14 protein-coding genes and 1 tRNA gene are annotated in these 14,584 nt (G+C 61.2%); 10 read left to right on the top strand and 5 right to left on the bottom strand.

The window, feature by feature from the left end; translation table 11 throughout:
* Window positions 1–106: 106 nt before the first annotated feature.
* The 3 genes from ACWTV3_RS04160 (at window position 107) to secA (ending at window position 4,503) form a co-directional block, all read left to right on the top strand.
* Window positions 107–790 (top strand): ComF family protein, encoded by a 684-nt coding sequence (locus ACWTV3_RS04160; protein WP_498476973.1) that lies wholly within the window; start codon window positions 107–109, stop codon window positions 788–790.
* Window positions 791–835: 45 nt separating this feature from the next.
* Window positions 836–1,534, top strand: a complete 699-nt coding sequence (gene hpf / locus ACWTV3_RS04155; RefSeq protein WP_498476972.1) for a ribosome hibernation-promoting factor, HPF/YfiA family — start codon at window positions 836–838, stop codon at window positions 1,532–1,534.
* A gap of 161 nt (window positions 1,535–1,695) precedes the next feature.
* Complete coding sequence (secA, locus tag ACWTV3_RS04150; RefSeq protein WP_498476971.1) at window positions 1,696–4,503, top strand: preprotein translocase subunit SecA; 2,808 nt, start codon at window positions 1,696–1,698, stop codon at window positions 4,501–4,503.
* A 102-nt stretch (window positions 4,504–4,605) separates the two neighbouring features.
* Here secA and ACWTV3_RS04145 read toward each other — a convergent pair whose 3' ends face one another.
* Window positions 4,606–5,094: an Rv3235 family protein gene (locus ACWTV3_RS04145; protein ID WP_100388487.1), complete on the bottom strand. Its 489-nt coding sequence runs from the start codon at window positions 5,092–5,094 to the stop codon at window positions 4,606–4,608.
* Window positions 5,095–5,244: 150 nt separating this feature from the next.
* Between ACWTV3_RS04145 and ACWTV3_RS04140 the strand changes: the two genes are divergently transcribed.
* Entirely contained in the window at window positions 5,245–5,844 is a 600-nt protein-coding gene (locus ACWTV3_RS04140; protein WP_498476970.1) for a hypothetical protein, read from the top strand.
* Between the two features lie 14 nt (window positions 5,845–5,858).
* Here ACWTV3_RS04140 and ACWTV3_RS04135 read toward each other — a convergent pair whose 3' ends face one another.
* Window positions 5,859–6,140 (bottom strand): helix-turn-helix domain-containing protein, encoded by a 282-nt coding sequence (locus tag ACWTV3_RS04135; protein ID WP_498476969.1) that lies wholly within the window; start codon window positions 6,138–6,140, stop codon window positions 5,859–5,861.
* 119 nt (window positions 6,141–6,259) lie between these two features.
* On the opposite strand from ACWTV3_RS04135, the gene ACWTV3_RS04130 reads away from it, so the two are divergent.
* Genes ACWTV3_RS04130 through ACWTV3_RS04120 form a run of 3 tightly spaced genes read left to right on the top strand, consistent with a single transcriptional unit; the run spans window position 6,260 to window position 9,650 of the window.
* Window positions 6,260–6,907: a CpaB family protein gene (locus tag ACWTV3_RS04130; protein WP_498476968.1), complete on the top strand. Its 648-nt coding sequence runs from the start codon at window positions 6,260–6,262 to the stop codon at window positions 6,905–6,907.
* Window position 6,908: 1 nt separating this feature from the next.
* A complete protein-coding gene (locus tag ACWTV3_RS04125; RefSeq protein ID WP_498476967.1) occupies window positions 6,909–8,141 on the top strand; it encodes a CpaE/TadZ family protein in 1,233 nt (410 codons plus the stop codon).
* Window positions 8,142–8,150: 9 nt separating this feature from the next.
* The gene (locus ACWTV3_RS04120; RefSeq protein ID WP_100388492.1) at window positions 8,151–9,650 is read left to right on the top strand and encodes a sensor histidine kinase; all 1,500 of its coding nucleotides are present in this window, start codon (window positions 8,151–8,153) and stop codon (window positions 9,648–9,650) included.
* Window positions 9,651–9,795: 145 nt separating this feature from the next.
* Here ACWTV3_RS04120 and ACWTV3_RS04115 read toward each other — a convergent pair whose 3' ends face one another.
* Window positions 9,796–10,044, bottom strand: coding sequence for a WhiB family transcriptional regulator (locus ACWTV3_RS04115; protein WP_009772809.1), 249 nt, complete (start codon window positions 10,042–10,044; stop codon window positions 9,796–9,798).
* A gap of 184 nt (window positions 10,045–10,228) precedes the next feature.
* Here ACWTV3_RS04115 and ACWTV3_RS04110 point away from each other — a divergent pair, with 184 nt between their 5' ends.
* The gene (locus tag ACWTV3_RS04110) at window positions 10,229–10,648 is read left to right on the top strand and encodes a hypothetical protein (RefSeq protein ID WP_498476966.1); all 420 of its coding nucleotides are present in this window, start codon (window positions 10,229–10,231) and stop codon (window positions 10,646–10,648) included.
* On the opposite strand, the gene bcp is transcribed toward ACWTV3_RS04110, so the two are convergent.
* Window positions 10,645–11,124: a thioredoxin-dependent thiol peroxidase gene (gene bcp / locus ACWTV3_RS04105; protein ID WP_498476965.1), complete on the bottom strand. Its 480-nt coding sequence runs from the start codon at window positions 11,122–11,124 to the stop codon at window positions 10,645–10,647. The genes ACWTV3_RS04110 and bcp overlap by 4 nt on opposite strands.
* A gap of 71 nt (window positions 11,125–11,195) precedes the next feature.
* Here bcp and ACWTV3_RS04100 point away from each other — a divergent pair.
* Together ACWTV3_RS04100 and ACWTV3_RS04095 are read left to right on the top strand one after the other, a co-directional pair.
* A tRNA-Lys gene (locus tag ACWTV3_RS04100) sits at window positions 11,196–11,268 on the top strand.
* Window positions 11,269–11,913: 645 nt separating this feature from the next.
* Complete coding sequence (locus tag ACWTV3_RS04095) at window positions 11,914–13,734, top strand: hypothetical protein (RefSeq protein ID WP_498476964.1); 1,821 nt, start codon at window positions 11,914–11,916, stop codon at window positions 13,732–13,734.
* A gap of 117 nt (window positions 13,735–13,851) precedes the next feature.
* On the opposite strand, the gene ACWTV3_RS04090 is transcribed toward ACWTV3_RS04095, so the two are convergent.
* Window positions 13,852–14,508 (bottom strand): M23 family metallopeptidase, encoded by a 657-nt coding sequence (locus ACWTV3_RS04090; RefSeq protein ID WP_498476963.1) that lies wholly within the window; start codon window positions 14,506–14,508, stop codon window positions 13,852–13,854.
* Window positions 14,509–14,584 lie beyond the last annotated feature (76 nt).

Here is a 14,584-nt window from a genome sequence, read left to right as displayed (position 1 = left end):
GCACGATCGGGGGATGACGCCCTCAGAGCAGCCTCCAGACCGTCACCAGCAGGCGTGGTCGCGCAGAACCCTCCGGGAGGCTCTCCGAGACGCCTGGGCGCTCCTAATGCCCGTGGAGTGCGCCGGATGCCTGAGGGTCGATCGAGCGCTGTGCGACGAGTGCGCGACCAGCATGGTCGCGCAGCCGAGCATCCAGTCCACGCCGCAGCATCTCGCTGTGCATTACGCACTGCGGTACGAGGGCAGGGTGCGTCGGGTTCTGCTCGCCTTCAAGAACCATCACCGCACCGATCTCTCGCGACCGCTGGCACGGGCGTTCGTGCCGGCGCTACTGCGCGCTCTCGAGGCTGCCGGGTCATCGGAGGTTGCCGCGCCGACAGGAATCTCAGCGCGTCCAATTCAGATCGTGGCGGTGCCGAGCAGCCGGCGCGCATTCCGCACCCGGGGGTATCACCCCATGGCGCTCGTGCTGCGCGCGGCGGGGGTGCGCCACGCCCGGGTGTTGCGCTTAGCCCAAGAAACTCGAAGTCAGAAGTTGTTGAGCGCCGAGCAGCGAGCCAGCAACGTTCTCGGCGCGTTCATTTCGACGCGTTCCTTGGCTGGCATCCGCGTAATCATTGTGGACGACGTGCTGACGACCGGCGCCACGATCGACGAAGCGGCGAGGGCAATTTTCGCTGCGGGCGGAACGGTAGTGGGGGCGGCAACCATCGGGTTCACTCCAAGAACGCTGACGGTTCGTGACATTGCCAGCGGTGAGGGCTACGGTATGGAAAAGGGCGCGAAATAGAAGCTGCCTCACGGGGCAGCCGCGCATTATGGCTAGGAGGTCGCCGTGGAAATCACCGTCAACGGACGAAATGTAGGAGTCACGGATCGTTTCCGTGAGTACGCGATCGAAAAGTCTGAAAAGGTCTCTCACTTGGCCGAGAAGGCAATCGCCTTCGAGATCAAGGTAAGCCGACACCACGAAACCAAAGGTTCCAGTGGAGACGACCGCGTTGAGTTGACGTTGATCGGACCAGGTCCGCTTGTTCGAGCGGAATCTGCTGGTTCAGATAAGTATGTTGCTTTCGATTTGGCAATGGCCAAGCTCATTGAGCGCATCCGCCAGTCGAAGGATCGCAAGAAGGTTCACCGCGGAAACCACCGTCCCACGTCACTGCGTGAGGCGAGCGCTGGCGGATTTGCTGTTGTCGATATCACCCCGGCTAGCCCCGACGTGATCGAAAAGGTCGCGACCGGAGCAGTTCCGATCCAGGATGAAGCGCCGGAGCCCGGCGACGAGGACTACTCGCCCGTCGTCATCCGCCGCAAGGTATTCCCCTCGAGTCACATGACTGTTGAGGAGGCTCTCGATCACATGGAACTAGTCGGCCACGACTTCTTCCTGTTCGTCGATAGCCAGACCGATCGTCCAAGCGTTGTGTACCGCCGCAAGGGGTGGGATTACGGCGTGATTGGTCTCGAAGAAGAGGCCGATGATGCTGCTCAGGGCGGCCGCTCGCGCAAGCGTAAGGTCGCCAACGGCTAAGCACACCAAGTTTTTGGCTTGGACTTGATACGATTACGAACCGGTAACGCGGCTGTGCGCTGATTGCATGCACCGCGTTACCGTGACGTAAGCGTCTAAAAGACTGCGCTTCGTCGAGCAGTGCCAGCGTCGGACCCGTCCGACAAGAATGGGAGTATTCGGTGGCGAATGTTTTAGAACGCGCTCTTCGCGTAGGTGAGGGTCGACTTCTTCGACGCTTGAAAGGCTACGCACAGGCGGTCAACCAGCTCGAGGACGACTTCAAAACCCTCACTGATGACGAGCTGAAGAACGAGACTGTAGAACTGCGTGAGCGTTACGCCGCGGGGGAGTCGCTCGACGACCTGCTGCCAGAAGCGTTCGCGGCTGTGCGCGAAGCGGCTAGCCGCACCCTCGGCATGCGTCACTTCGACGTTCAACTTATGGGTGGTGCTGCGCTCCACTTGGGCAACATCTCCGAAATGAAGACCGGTGAGGGCAAGACGCTCGTCGCCACGCTTGCCGCGTACCTCAACGCTCTCGCCGCTCAGGGTGTTCACGTCATTACGGTGAACGACTACCTGGCGAGCTACCAATCCGAACTTATGGGCCGCGTTTTCCGCGCCCTCGGCATGACTACTGGCTGCATCGTCTCCGGCCAGACTCCGCTCGAACGTCGCGAACAGTACGCGGCAGACATCACTTACGGCACCAACAATGAGTTTGGTTTCGACTACCTGCGCGACAACATGGCGTGGCAGGCAAGCGACATGGTCCAGCGCGGCCATTACTTCGCTGTAGTCGACGAGGTTGACTCGATCTTGATCGATGAGGCGCGTACGCCATTGATCATTTCTGGTCCATCGTCAGGCGAGGCCAACCGCTGGTTCACCGAGTTCGCGAATCTTGCGAAGAAGCTCGACCCGGAGACCGATTTTGAGGTTGACGAGAAGAAGCGCACCGTCGGTGTTCTCGAGCCCGGCATTGAAAAGGTCGAGGACTACCTCGGCATCGACAACCTCTACGAATCAGCCAACACTCCGCTGATCTCGTTCTTGAACAACTCGATCAAGGCTCGCGCGTTGTTCAAGAAAGACAAGGATTACGTCGTCATGAACGGCGAAGTGCTCATTGTCGACGAACACACCGGCCGAATCTTGCAGGGACGCCGGTACAACGAGGGTATTCACCAGGCGATCGAGGCCAAGGAAGGTGTGGCGGTCAAGGCCGAGAACCAGACGCTGGCTACCGTCACACTGCAGAACTACTTCCGCCTGTATAACAAGCTTTCGGGAATGACGGGTACCGCTGAAACTGAAGCGGCCGAGTTCATGTCCACCTACAAGCTCGGTGTTGTTGCCATCCCGACGAACCGTCCGATGCAGCGCATCGACCAGTCCGACCTCATCTACAAGAATGAGCAGTCGAAGTTCGAGCAGGTTGTTGCTGACATTGCCAAGCGCCACGAGCTGGGGCAGCCGGTTCTGGTCGGTACGACAAGCGTCGAGAAGAGCGAGTTGCTCTCTCGTATGTTGGCCAAGAAGGGCGTCAAGCACGAGGTTCTGAACGCTAAGAACCACGCTCGCGAAGCGGCCATCGTTGCTCAGGCTGGTCGTTTAGGCTCCGTCACTGTCGCCACCAACATGGCCGGTCGTGGAACCGACGTTATGCTCGGGGGAAACGCCGAGTTCTTGGCCGTTGCCGAGATGAACGCTCGCGGCCTCAACCCTTCGGAGACTCCTGACGAGTACGAAGCCGCGTGGGATGACGTTTTCGCCGAGGTCAAAGCCGGCGTTGAAAAAGAAGCCAACAAGGTCATCGAGGTCGGTGGGCTTTACGTGCTCGGAACCGAGCGCCACGAGTCGCGCCGTATCGACAACCAGCTGCGTGGTCGTTCTGGTCGACAGGGTGACCCCGGTGAGAGCCGTTTTTACCTGTCGCTTCAGGATGACCTCATGCGACTCTTCAATAGCGGTGCTGCTGAAGCGCTGATGGGGCGTTCGTCGGTTCCCGATGATCTCGCTATCGAGTCGAAGGTTGTCAGCCGCGCCATCCGCAGTGCTCAGGCACAGGTGGAATCGCGTAACGCTGAGATCCGCAAGAACGTTCTCAAGTACGACGATGTTCTCAACCGCCAGCGTGAAGCTATTTACAGTGACCGCCGTCACATCCTCGAAGGAGATGACCTTAAGGATCGCGTACAGCGCTTCCTCAAGGACGTCGTTACCGAGGTTGTTGACGTTCACACCGCAGAGGGCCACTCAGAAGAGTGGGACTTCGAGGGGCTGTGGGCCGAGCTCAAGACGATGTACCCCGTGGGCATCACGGTCGACGAGGTGCTCACCGAGGCTGGATCGCGCGGCAAGATGACGAGCGCGTTCATTGCCAAGGAAATCCACTCGGATGCCGTGATCGCTTACGAACGTCGCGAACAGCAACTGGGGGAGCCCGCCATGCGCGAGCTCGAGCGTCGTGTCGTGCTGAGTGTGATCGACCGCCGCTGGCGCGACCACCTTTACGAGATGGATTACCTCAAAGACGGAATTGGTCTGCGAGCAATGGCTCAGCGCGATCCGCTCATCGAATATCAGCGCGAAGGTTACGCGCTGTTCCAGACGATGATGGGTCAAATTCGCGAAGAGACTGTTGGCTTCCTCTTCAACCTTGATGTTGAGGTAAATGGCGGCGGCGAAGCAACGACCGTGCAGGCCCGTGGACTCGATGGCTCCAGTGCGCCGTCAGCTCAGCTCAGCTACTCGGCGCCCAGCACTGACGCTTCGGGTGAGGTTGAAGTTCGCAACGATCGTGGTCAGGTCGAGCGTGCCGCTACAGCGCAAGCGCAGCAGCGCCAGGCTCCTCAGCAGGCACAGCCTGCCGCTCAGCCGCAGTCGAACGACCGTGGTGCTTTCGGGCAGCGCGCCGAGGGTGCTGCTCCTGAAGCTCCCCTCAACCGTTCGCAGCGCCGCGCGCAGGAGAAGCGCAAGAAGTAGCAAGAACGTGAGCTAGCGCAGTGCGCTGGTGTTAACCAACGGATGCCCCACTCGACAAACGAGTGGGGCATCTGTTGTTGTGCGGTCTGCAGGGGTGTGAGGCTACAGAACGTTGATGGCCGTGGCGCGCCAGCGCTTGTCGAGGCCCTCGAGGCGCACGGCAACAGCGCGCGTACGGGCACGGCCACGAACAATGACCACTGCTTCGACTGCGCCGTCGCGCGGTTCGCAGAGGCGAATGGAACCCATCGTGAAGCTGGGGCGGGTGACTGGCTGTCCTTTAGCGCGTCGCGCCCGCGCCGAGAGCACCACTCGCTTGAGCAGGTGGCGGTAGACGTCGTCGGTGACCCACCGCGACATCTGCTCAAGGTCACGAGCACCGGCGAGCACCTCAATTACGCAGCGGGTGAGGTTCTCGACGAGGGGCGCGGGGTCGGGTAGCTCCGCGCTCGGGGTTGGCTGGTGGCCAAAGAACTCGTCAGGAACGAATCGAGGCCGAATGACCTTGGAGGGCAGCGTTCCAGCGCGCGGGCGCAACTGTCGGGGTAATTCCACACTCGGTAAGGAGGTGCGAAGTGGCTCGGTACTCATGATCTCCCGGGTAAAAGGTCAAGACGGCGATGTTCACCCCCATAAGGGGGTAGACCACACTTAATCAGTAACGAGACCAATTGTCTATGACTTATTTTCAATTGTGGATAACATTCCGGACTCAGGGACCCGCCTCAGTACCGTCAATCCATGCGCTGGGACAAACTCTTTGACGACCTCGAAAGCCAGCTCGAGCGTGAAATGACCGCGGATGACCTCGAGGTCGATGCGGAAGAGGAGCGGCTGCGACTGGGGCGATTGAGCATCCGGGACCGCATAGTCGCGCTTCACGGGCGCAGCAGCGCAGAGGTGCCTCTCACGCTTGCCGTTCTGTTGATCACCGGCACGCGCGTCACTGTGCGCCCCGTGATCATCGGCCGCGATTGGATGTCCGCTGACATCGTCGATGACAGCGGTCGACCCGCTCAGTGCATCATCCCGTTCGCCGCGCTGGCGGGTATTTCGCTCGGAGCGGCCCACATCACGCCGAGCCTGGCTACCGCGCCGTCGAACGGACACCCGAGCCTCTCGCAGCGGTTGAGCCTGAGCTACGTTTTGCGTGACCTCTGCCGGCGCCGGCGCGCAGTCTCACTGCTCCTGGTGGCGGGGGAGGTGCATGGCACCATCGATCGCGTCGGGCGTGACCATGTGGATGTCGCCGTTCACGAGCGCGGAGCCGTGCGTCGCGAGACAGCTGTCTCTGAATATCGCTTAGTGCCGTTTACGAGTCTCGTGCTGGTGAAGCCCTAGGGCCGCTTTCGCCGCTAGCGCGTGCGCTGTTCGCCGAAGTTAACTTCAGTCACCGTGGCGATGTCGGACTGGTTCCAGAGGCTCATGCGACGAGTCTCTTCGTAAAGCGCTTCGATGTACGACTCGAGAACAGAGTTCTCGATGCGCCACTGGCCTTTGCCGCCTACTTTGATGGCGGGCAGTTCGCCCGAACGCACAAGCTCAAGAACCTCGTGCGGAGAGACGCTGAGCACTTCGGCAGTATCGGCGAGGGTGAGAAATCTCCCGAGGCCTTCTGCTGGGTTGATCGCGTTCATGCATCGATTATGCGCGTATGAAGCTGGGAATGGGGCTGATGTGGATAACTATCGAGCCACTTCCCAGCCGTGACGAACGATGGTGCCATGATCAACACCCGACTTGCGGGGCGCGCGCTATGAGCCGCCGTTCCGGCCGCACCCAGTCCCAAGCTCGCGCTCGAGCGTTCGCCCTCGACCCTCGACTGGCCATCGGCGTGGTGCTCGTAGTGGCGTCTGTTGTTGGCGTGGTTTCCATCGTCGCGGCAACGGATGAATCGACCGAGGTTTACGCTGCGGCATCTACTCTCACGCCCGGCGATCGTGTGCTGAGCTCTGACCTCGTGATTCGAAGCGTGAAGCTGAATGAGGCCACTGATCACTACATCGCGCGCGGCGAATTGCCCGACGAGGGCTTTATCGCGACGCGACCAATTGAGGCCGGGGAACTCGTGCCGTCGTCGTCGCTGGGAAGCCACGACGGGCTCTCACTGACCTCGGTCGTAGTTTCGCCTCAAGGTGGGCTCTCGGGCACTGTCGCCACCGGTGCTTCGGTGGATGTGTGGGCCAGCGCTGAAGCTGAAGACGGGAGCTACGCGGCTCCTGGCGTGATTATCTCCGGGGCGGTCGTCGTGCGGCTGCTGGAAGATGATTCGTTGGTCTCTGCCGCTCAAGGCAACGCTATCGAGTTGCTTGTTCCGCGCTCTCGCGTCGCTCGCCTTCTCGAAGCGATGGCGAACGGTGACGTACTCTCCGTGATCCCCGCTAACCTGCCGGCGAAGGGCTAACATGACCTCGTTTGCTCTGGCGATGCCCGTCACTCTGGAAGACCAATTCGCCTTCGATGCGGCTCAGCACGGCCACGAGATCGTATTGCGCACCGTCAGCGCACCGGAGTTGGCCTCCCGAATCGCGGGGGCCCATGCCGACGTCGCGCTGGTGGCGGCAGAAGCGCGCTATTTGACTGACCGCCTCATCGCGTCGTGTGATCAAGCCGGAGTGCGACTCATCGCCGTGGCTGGTAGTGAGCGTGAGCAACGCTATGCCAGCGACCTCGGGCTCTTCGACATCGTGGATGCCGCGACCGGATGGGGCGGGCTGGACGCGCTGCTCGCTCAATCTCCGTGGGACGCTCAGACTCCGGTACGCGAACGTGCGGCGCTCGGCCAAGTGATCGCGGTGTGGGGTCCAGGCGGGGCGCCGGGGCGAACATCCATCGCCATCTCGATTGCTGCTGAGCTCGCCGCGTTGGGGTACCGCGTGGCGCTTGCCGACGTGGATACTCACGGGGCCTCGGTGGCGCCCGCTCTGGGAATGCTCGACGAGGCACCCGGCTTTGCTGCCGCCTGCCGCCTCGCAGGCACCGAGACGCTCACGACCGAGGAACTCGATCGCATCGGGCAACGTTACGAGTCGCCCGTTGGCTCGTTTTGGGTGCTCACGGGCATCGGTCGCCCGAGTCGATGGCCCGAACTCTCGTCTGAACGAGTCGGAACGACAATCGCGCAGTGTCGACAGTGGGTCGATTACACCGTGCTCGACACGAGCTCGAGCTTGGAGAACGACGAAGAAATCACGAGTGATCTCTTCGCGCCACGACGGAATGCGGCGGCGGTTACCGCCGTGCGCGCGGCCGACCACGTGATCGCCGTCGGCTCGGCGGATCCGGTCGGGCTGTCGCGCTTCTTGAGAGCCCACGTCGACCTGCTTGAGACCATCACGACCCGCAGCGTGAGCGTTGTCATGAACAAGATTCGGGTGAGTGCCAGCGGTATGAACCCGCACGGCCAAGTCACTCAGACGCTCTCGAGGTTTGGTGGCATCGAGCATCCGATTCTCGTGCCCCACGACCTCTCCGGATTCGATGGAGCGGTCCTCAGCGGCAAGACTCTGGTGGATGCCGCACCACGCTCCAGCGCGCGGGCCGCCATCCGCGATCTCGTGATGTCACGCCTGGTGCCCGAGGAGCACGAACCAGCGCCTCAGAAGTCATTGTTCGGCAGGATGTTGGCGCGCGGGTAACCTGTAAGGGTGTCGACACTCAGTGATCTAGTCCAAGAACAAGGCCGCTCAAGTGAGGCGGACATCGAATGGCTGCACATGCTCGTCGGCGACTGGCAGCTTCTCGCCGACCTCGCCTTTGCGGATATCGTGCTGTGGGTTCCCAGCGATGATAACCAGTTTGTCGCCGTAGCGCACGCTCGCCCCAGTAGCTCGGCCACGCTGTTCTACCGTGACTTTGTTGGCCAGCAGATCAAGCCCGAGTGGCTTGCTCAGGTCACCGAGGCCTACGAAACGTCGCGCATCGTCGACACCGCGGCACCTGCGTGGTACGAAGAGACGCCCACTCGCGTGCGGGCGGTCCCCGTGCTGCGCCGGCTCAATGCCACGGGAAACGCCACGACCGAAACTCCGATCGCGGTCATTACGCGCCACACCAACCTGGGCGATGCTCGCACCCCGTCGCGTCAAGAACTCACCTTCAACGGGTGTGCAAACGACCTCTTCGCGATGATCGCTGCGGGAGACTTTCCCGACATGGGAGCCCCCGCCGCACCGCGCCGGGGTGCGCCCCGCGCCTCCGATGGTCTGATCCGTCTGGATGTCGATGGTCTCGTCACCTTCGCAAGCCCGAACGCTCTGTCAGCGTTCAACCGCATCGGCTTCTCAGGCGAGCTCGAAGCAGAGTCCCTCGCTGACGTGACTACGACTCTCATCGCGGGCCAGCCCGAAGTGGATGAGTCTCTTCCCTTGGTCGTCACCGGTCGCGCACCGTGGCGAACCGACATCGAAGCGCGTGGCGTGACGGTATCGCTGCGCGCCATCCCCATCCGGGATCGTGGCGAGCGAGTCGGAGCCATCGTGCTTTGCCGCGACGTCACCGAGGTGCGGCATCAGGAACGTGAGCTGATCACGAAGGATGCCACGATTCGTGAGATTCATCACCGCGTCAAGAACAACCTGCAGACCGTAGCGTCGCTGCTGCGCATTCAAGCTCGCCGTACGCACAGCGAAGTCGCTCGTGAGGCGCTCGGCCAAGCTATGCGCCGTGTCGCTGCGATCGCGGTTGTGCACGACACTCTCTCTGAAGGCCTCAACCAGAACGTGGACTTCGATGTGGTGTTCCACCGCGTCTTGAAGCTGATCGCAGAGGTTGCTTCGAGTCACAACACAACCGTGCATCCGACATCCGTGGGCAGCTTTGGTGCATTGCCCAGTGAGTATGCCACCCCGTTAGCGTTGGCCCTCACCGAGCTGGTGACAAATGCAGTCGAGCACGGCCTCGCGGGTAAGACTGATGGCACTGTTGAGATTGATGCGCGACGCACCGCCGATAAGTTGACGGTTCAGGTGCGCGACAACGGCGTGGGTCTTGGCGAAGGCAAGGTGGGCGAGGGGCTCGGTACGCAGATTGTGCGCACCCTGATTCAAGGCGAGCTGAGCGGAACGATCGACTGGCACACCCTGATGGGCAGCGGCACTGAAGTGACGATCGATATTCCCCTCACTTGGCTCACTCGCGCCAAGTAGGCCCAGAAATTCGGTCCGGAGACAAAGCAAGGCCGACCGGAGCGAATCCCGCTACCCAGAAGTTGTCTGGATGGTGCGAGTTATCGCGGCCGATCGGCCTGCTCTGAAGAGCTCTGGAATGCAGCTCTGAAGAACGTGTGGCTGTTTAGGAAGCGCGGCGTGCGCGAGCAGCGCGACGCTTGAGAGCGCGACGCTCGTCTTCACTGAGCCCGCCCCAGACGCCGGAGTCTTGGTTGGTCTCGAGAGCGTACTGAAGGCACATCTCGGTTACCGAGCAGCGACCGCAGACGGCCTTTGCCTTTTCAATCTGGTCAACTGCCGGACCGGTGTTTCCGACCGGGAAGAAAAGCTCCGGGTCAGCGGTGAGGCATGCAGCGTTATCGCGCCAGTCCATTTGTTGCTCCTTACGGTGTGTTGCGATGCTCGAGCGCGCAAAAAAATTACGCCCTGATCGGCGTCGAGCTTGAGAAATTGTGTGGGTCTCGCTCGCAACACTGGGAGCCAGAAATCAACCTCAACTAGAATCGCATATCGTCAAAGCCAAAGCAATGGTTTTTCAGCGATTTAACGGGGAGCGAATGGTAGACGAACTTGTCCCAGAAGAGAAAACGGGACGTCATCATCCGTATTTGATTGCTCTTGCGGTGGTCATCTTTTTGGAGAGTGCCCTGCTTTTTGCTGCTCTCGCTTACTTGATCTTCGAGTTGGGCGCGGAGACCCCGCAGTCGTATCCCAGCGCGATCGCGCTCTCGGTGTTGACCGCTATCGCTGCCGTGTGGGTCGCGGTAATTGGTATCAACACGCTGCGAAAACAGGCGTGGATTCGCGGTGCCGCGGTGGTGTGGCAGGTTCTCCAAAGCTCAGTTGCCATTGGTAGTTTTCAGGGCGTCTTTGCGCGACCCGATGTTGGGTGGTTGCTGCTGACGCCAGCCATCGTGGTGTTGGTATTGCTGTTCACGAAACCGGTGCTTGAGGCAACCACCCGTCGCGAGGGTTAGTCGAGCCCGAGCTTTTTGCGCAACGAAGCGACGTGACCGGTCGCCTTCACGGCGTAGAGGGGGAGTGAAATCGTGCCCTGCTCGTCTATGACGAAAGTGGAGCGGATGACGCCCACAACTTGCTTGCCGTAGAGGTTCTTCTCGCCCCAGGCTGCATACGCTTCATGAACTTCGTGCTCGGGGTCGCTGAGCAGCGGAAACGTGAGCGCTTCCTGCTCGCGGAACTTGGTGAGCTTCTCGGGGGTATCGCGAGAAACGCCGAGCACGACGTATCCCTCCGACTGCAGCGAGCCGAGCTGATCCCGGAAGTCACATGCCTGCTTCGTGCATCCCGGAGTCATGGCTGCAGGATAAAAATAGAGAATCACTTTCTTGCCCGAAAAGTCGCTCAGAGACACCAAATTGCCGTCCTGATCAGGCAGTGTGAAGCCCGGTGCTGGGGTGCCGATGGCAAGTCGAGAAGATTCAGTGGTCATTGTGCTCCTTAGTCGCTTTAACTCATGGTAACGTTGTTCCTCGGTTGCCCCGAGAGGGAAAACTAAGCCAAGCACCTCTAGCTCAATTGGCAGAGCAACTGACTCTTAATCAGTGGGTTCCCGGTTCAAGTCCGGGGGGGTGCACTTCAAGAAAACTCCCGCGATCGCTGTGATCGCGGGGGTTTTTCGTTTAAGCGGTCGCTGAATGCTGCGGATCGGCGATGCTCACCACGCCCACTCGATATCGCTTGCTACGCCGGTGCTCAGGGCCCACAGGTGTTCGCGAGTGTCGCCATCGCGGGCGGAGCGCGGAATCGGCACGGCGGTGTCGTTCTCCTCGCTGTAAACGGCATCCAGTGGCGTTGCGCGGGTCGCAGCGCGCGCGTAGGTGACGCCAAGAGTGTCAGGGAGCGCCGCTGCCGCATTTTTGGGCGCGCGCAGCGCTCGAAGCGCCGCGGGTTGTGACGAGAGCAGCGTGGAGAGGTCATGCTCGCTCCAGTCGGTTTCTTTGGCCTAACGAGAGCTTGTCGTGCTTGAGCTAAGTGAATGGTCAAAAAAATTCTATTGTCCTCCTTATGGGGGACATGGTACTTTGTGGGCATCGCCAGACCGGCCCGCTCCGGTCAACCCGATGGCGAAGAAGAAGGTGATGCCCGAATCACTCCCCAGCGGCGCAGTTCGCCCCCGTGAATGCGCTCGCACTCCCTGTCGTGAGCCAATGGCGGCCACGATCCTGCAGTTGCGTGCGGATGCGTCGAAATGCATTCCCCCTGCAGAAAGCTGCCCCTCATGTCCCTGAAAAAACTGCTGGCCGCTGTTGCCAGTGTCACCCTCACGGCAGGTGCTCTCTTTGGCGTCTCAGCGCCCGCTTTTGCTGACGACACACTCCCTGCCCACGACCCCGGAGTAACTCAAGCCGCTACTGCGCCTTCGAGTTCCGGAACCCCGAGCGCTGCTCCCGGGCCTGCCGCACCCCAGCCGGTTGTCGCTGCGCCCGTCGAACCCGTTCCCGCGCCGGCGCCCGCGCCCGCGCCACCCGCGACCCCAGCACCGGTCGTGCCCACCCCGGCGGTCTCGCCCGCGCCAGATGCTGCCAAGCAACCGGCAGCGCAAACCATCGCGGTTGAGCCATCCGTTGCCCGTTCAGCTCAGCCCGAACAACAAGCTCGCCCCGATAACGACAAAAAAGTGTGGGTGTGCAAGTTCGTCTCGAGCGATAACTCTCCTTCGGGTTACCAGCTCAAATCGGGCAAACAACCCATTCATGTGAGCGTCAACGCGCTCGGAGACGACGTTAACGACACCGGTAGCTTCAACGACCGACAGCCGTCGTTCGTGGTCGCGAGCGACGACGCGAGCCTCTGCTCGTACACCGAGGTAATCGTTGACGAAGAAGTCACGTGCCCGACGTATCAGTACGGCGGAATCATAACCATCACGACAACGACGAAGTTGTTCTACGGCAACACACAAGTGAGTTTCGAGCAGACGCAGAGCACACGTCAGCTGACCGCTGACGAGCTTCGTGCTTGCAGCCCGCCTCCCGTCACCGTTTATGTCTGCCAGTTCGTGCCCAGTGACAGTCATCCGAGTGGGTGGGTAGTGAAAGCAGGTGTGCAACCGGTGCTGATGCTGGAGAGCGAGCTCGGTGACGATGTCAACGACACGGGTGACTTTGATGCGACGTCGCCATCGTTCATCGTTGCTAGCGACGACGGTGCTCTCTGCGCCTCGAACGCCGAGGAGAGCTCGATTGAAGTGACGTGCCCGTCGGCTAGTAACCGAGGCTTCGCCACGATCACGATCGTGCACTCGTACTTCTACGGTTCGATCAAGGTCGACGAAAGTGCAGCTGTGACCGTTCGAGACCTCACCGCCGAGGAGATTGAGAACTGCCCCGAGGTGGGCGGTGACAGAGTCGCAACAGCCGCAGTGAGCTTCGAGCAGGCAACCTGTAACGCACCGCAGCGGCTCATTCTTGGCCCGGTCGTGAATGCCGTCTGGGGCGAGATCGCCGACCCCGAAGGTCCCGCTGACTACAGCGTCACGGCAACGGCAACAAATGGAGCCCAGTTTCCTGCAGTGGCTCCTGGGCTGAGAATCGCCTTGGGCTCACAGACGCTGACCTTCAGCGGCGTGCTCGACCCACAACTCGATCCGACTGACCCCGAGTGTGATCTCGTGACCCTGGGGCTCGTCATGCCTGCGGTTTCGTTCGCGCAGGCTAGCTGCAGCGTTGGGGGCACCTACACTTTGGGTGTTGCCGCAGGCTACGACCCTGCGCTCGTCACGTTCACGGTGAACGGGGTGTCTGGCATCAGTGCCGGAACCTACTCGGTAGCGGCATCCGGTTCAGTGCTTGTTACCACTCAGGTGGTCGAGCCGAACGGGCTTGAACTCGAGTGGAACGACCCTCCCGCGTTCGCCTTCGTTGTTCCCAGCGACGACGACTGCATTTCGCCTGAGGTCATTACCGCCGAGCTGCCCACCCTGGCGTACACCGGCTCCGGCGGGATCTCGGTCGTCTGGTGGCTGTTGCCCGCGAGCATGATCGTGCTCGGTGGCGCTGCAGTCTTCGTGCGACGCCGGATGGATGCTGACGCACGCTAGCCGGCAGCAAACGAAGTGTGGCCCCGACGCTCATTCGCGTCGGGGCCACACTGGCGGATTCCCGCCGCTGAATACCAGCGTGCAGGCTCGCTCATCGTGAGGGATGAAGTTGCGTGGTTACGGCAACCACGGCATCGGGTCGACGCGGGTGTCGAACACGTACACCTCGAAGTGGAGGTGCGGGAAGGTGGAATAGCCGGTGTTTCCGACGGAACCGAGGAACGTTCCTGCGGCAACCCACTGGCCGGCAACGACCGCTTGGGACCCTTCAATCATGTGGGCATACAGAGTTTTGATGCCGTTGCCGTGGTCGATAATGACGTGGCGACCCCAGCCGCCGCCGTCGGAGACGCTTTCGACGGTGCCGGGGGAGGCAGCGATGATGGCCGAGCCTTCCGGAGCCATAATGTCGATGCCGCCGTGGAATTCATTTCCGTTTCGGTAGCCGAAGCCGTCGTTGACGTCGCCATTGGCGGGGAAGAGTTCGAGGGTGCCGGTGAGGCCGGATGCCGTCACAACGACCTGCTGCTGCACTTGTTCGACGTCGAAGCTGTCGCGCACGACCGGCACAGCTTCTGAAGTGGCGGGGGAGGCGAAGGTCTGCACTTCGTCTTCCGCTGAAGTGCCGGCGCCAGCACCAGGTGTGGGTGCCTGAGCGAGGGTCGAGGCATCCGCGATGAATACTTCGTCGTCGTGCGTGGGGAGGATGGCTGCGGGTACCGTGCCGCCAATGAGGATCGCCCCGATGGCGAGCATGGTGATAGTTCGTTTCAACAGCGTTCCTTGGTTTGGGTCAGAGAGATGCGGCTGAGTCAGGGAAAGGCACCATCTAGTTGTGGCTTTGCGCTTA

The sequence above is a fragment of the Salinibacterium sp. AL4.1 genome (assembly GCF_059767305.1).
This window is presented reverse-complemented; position numbering and strand designations above follow the sequence as displayed.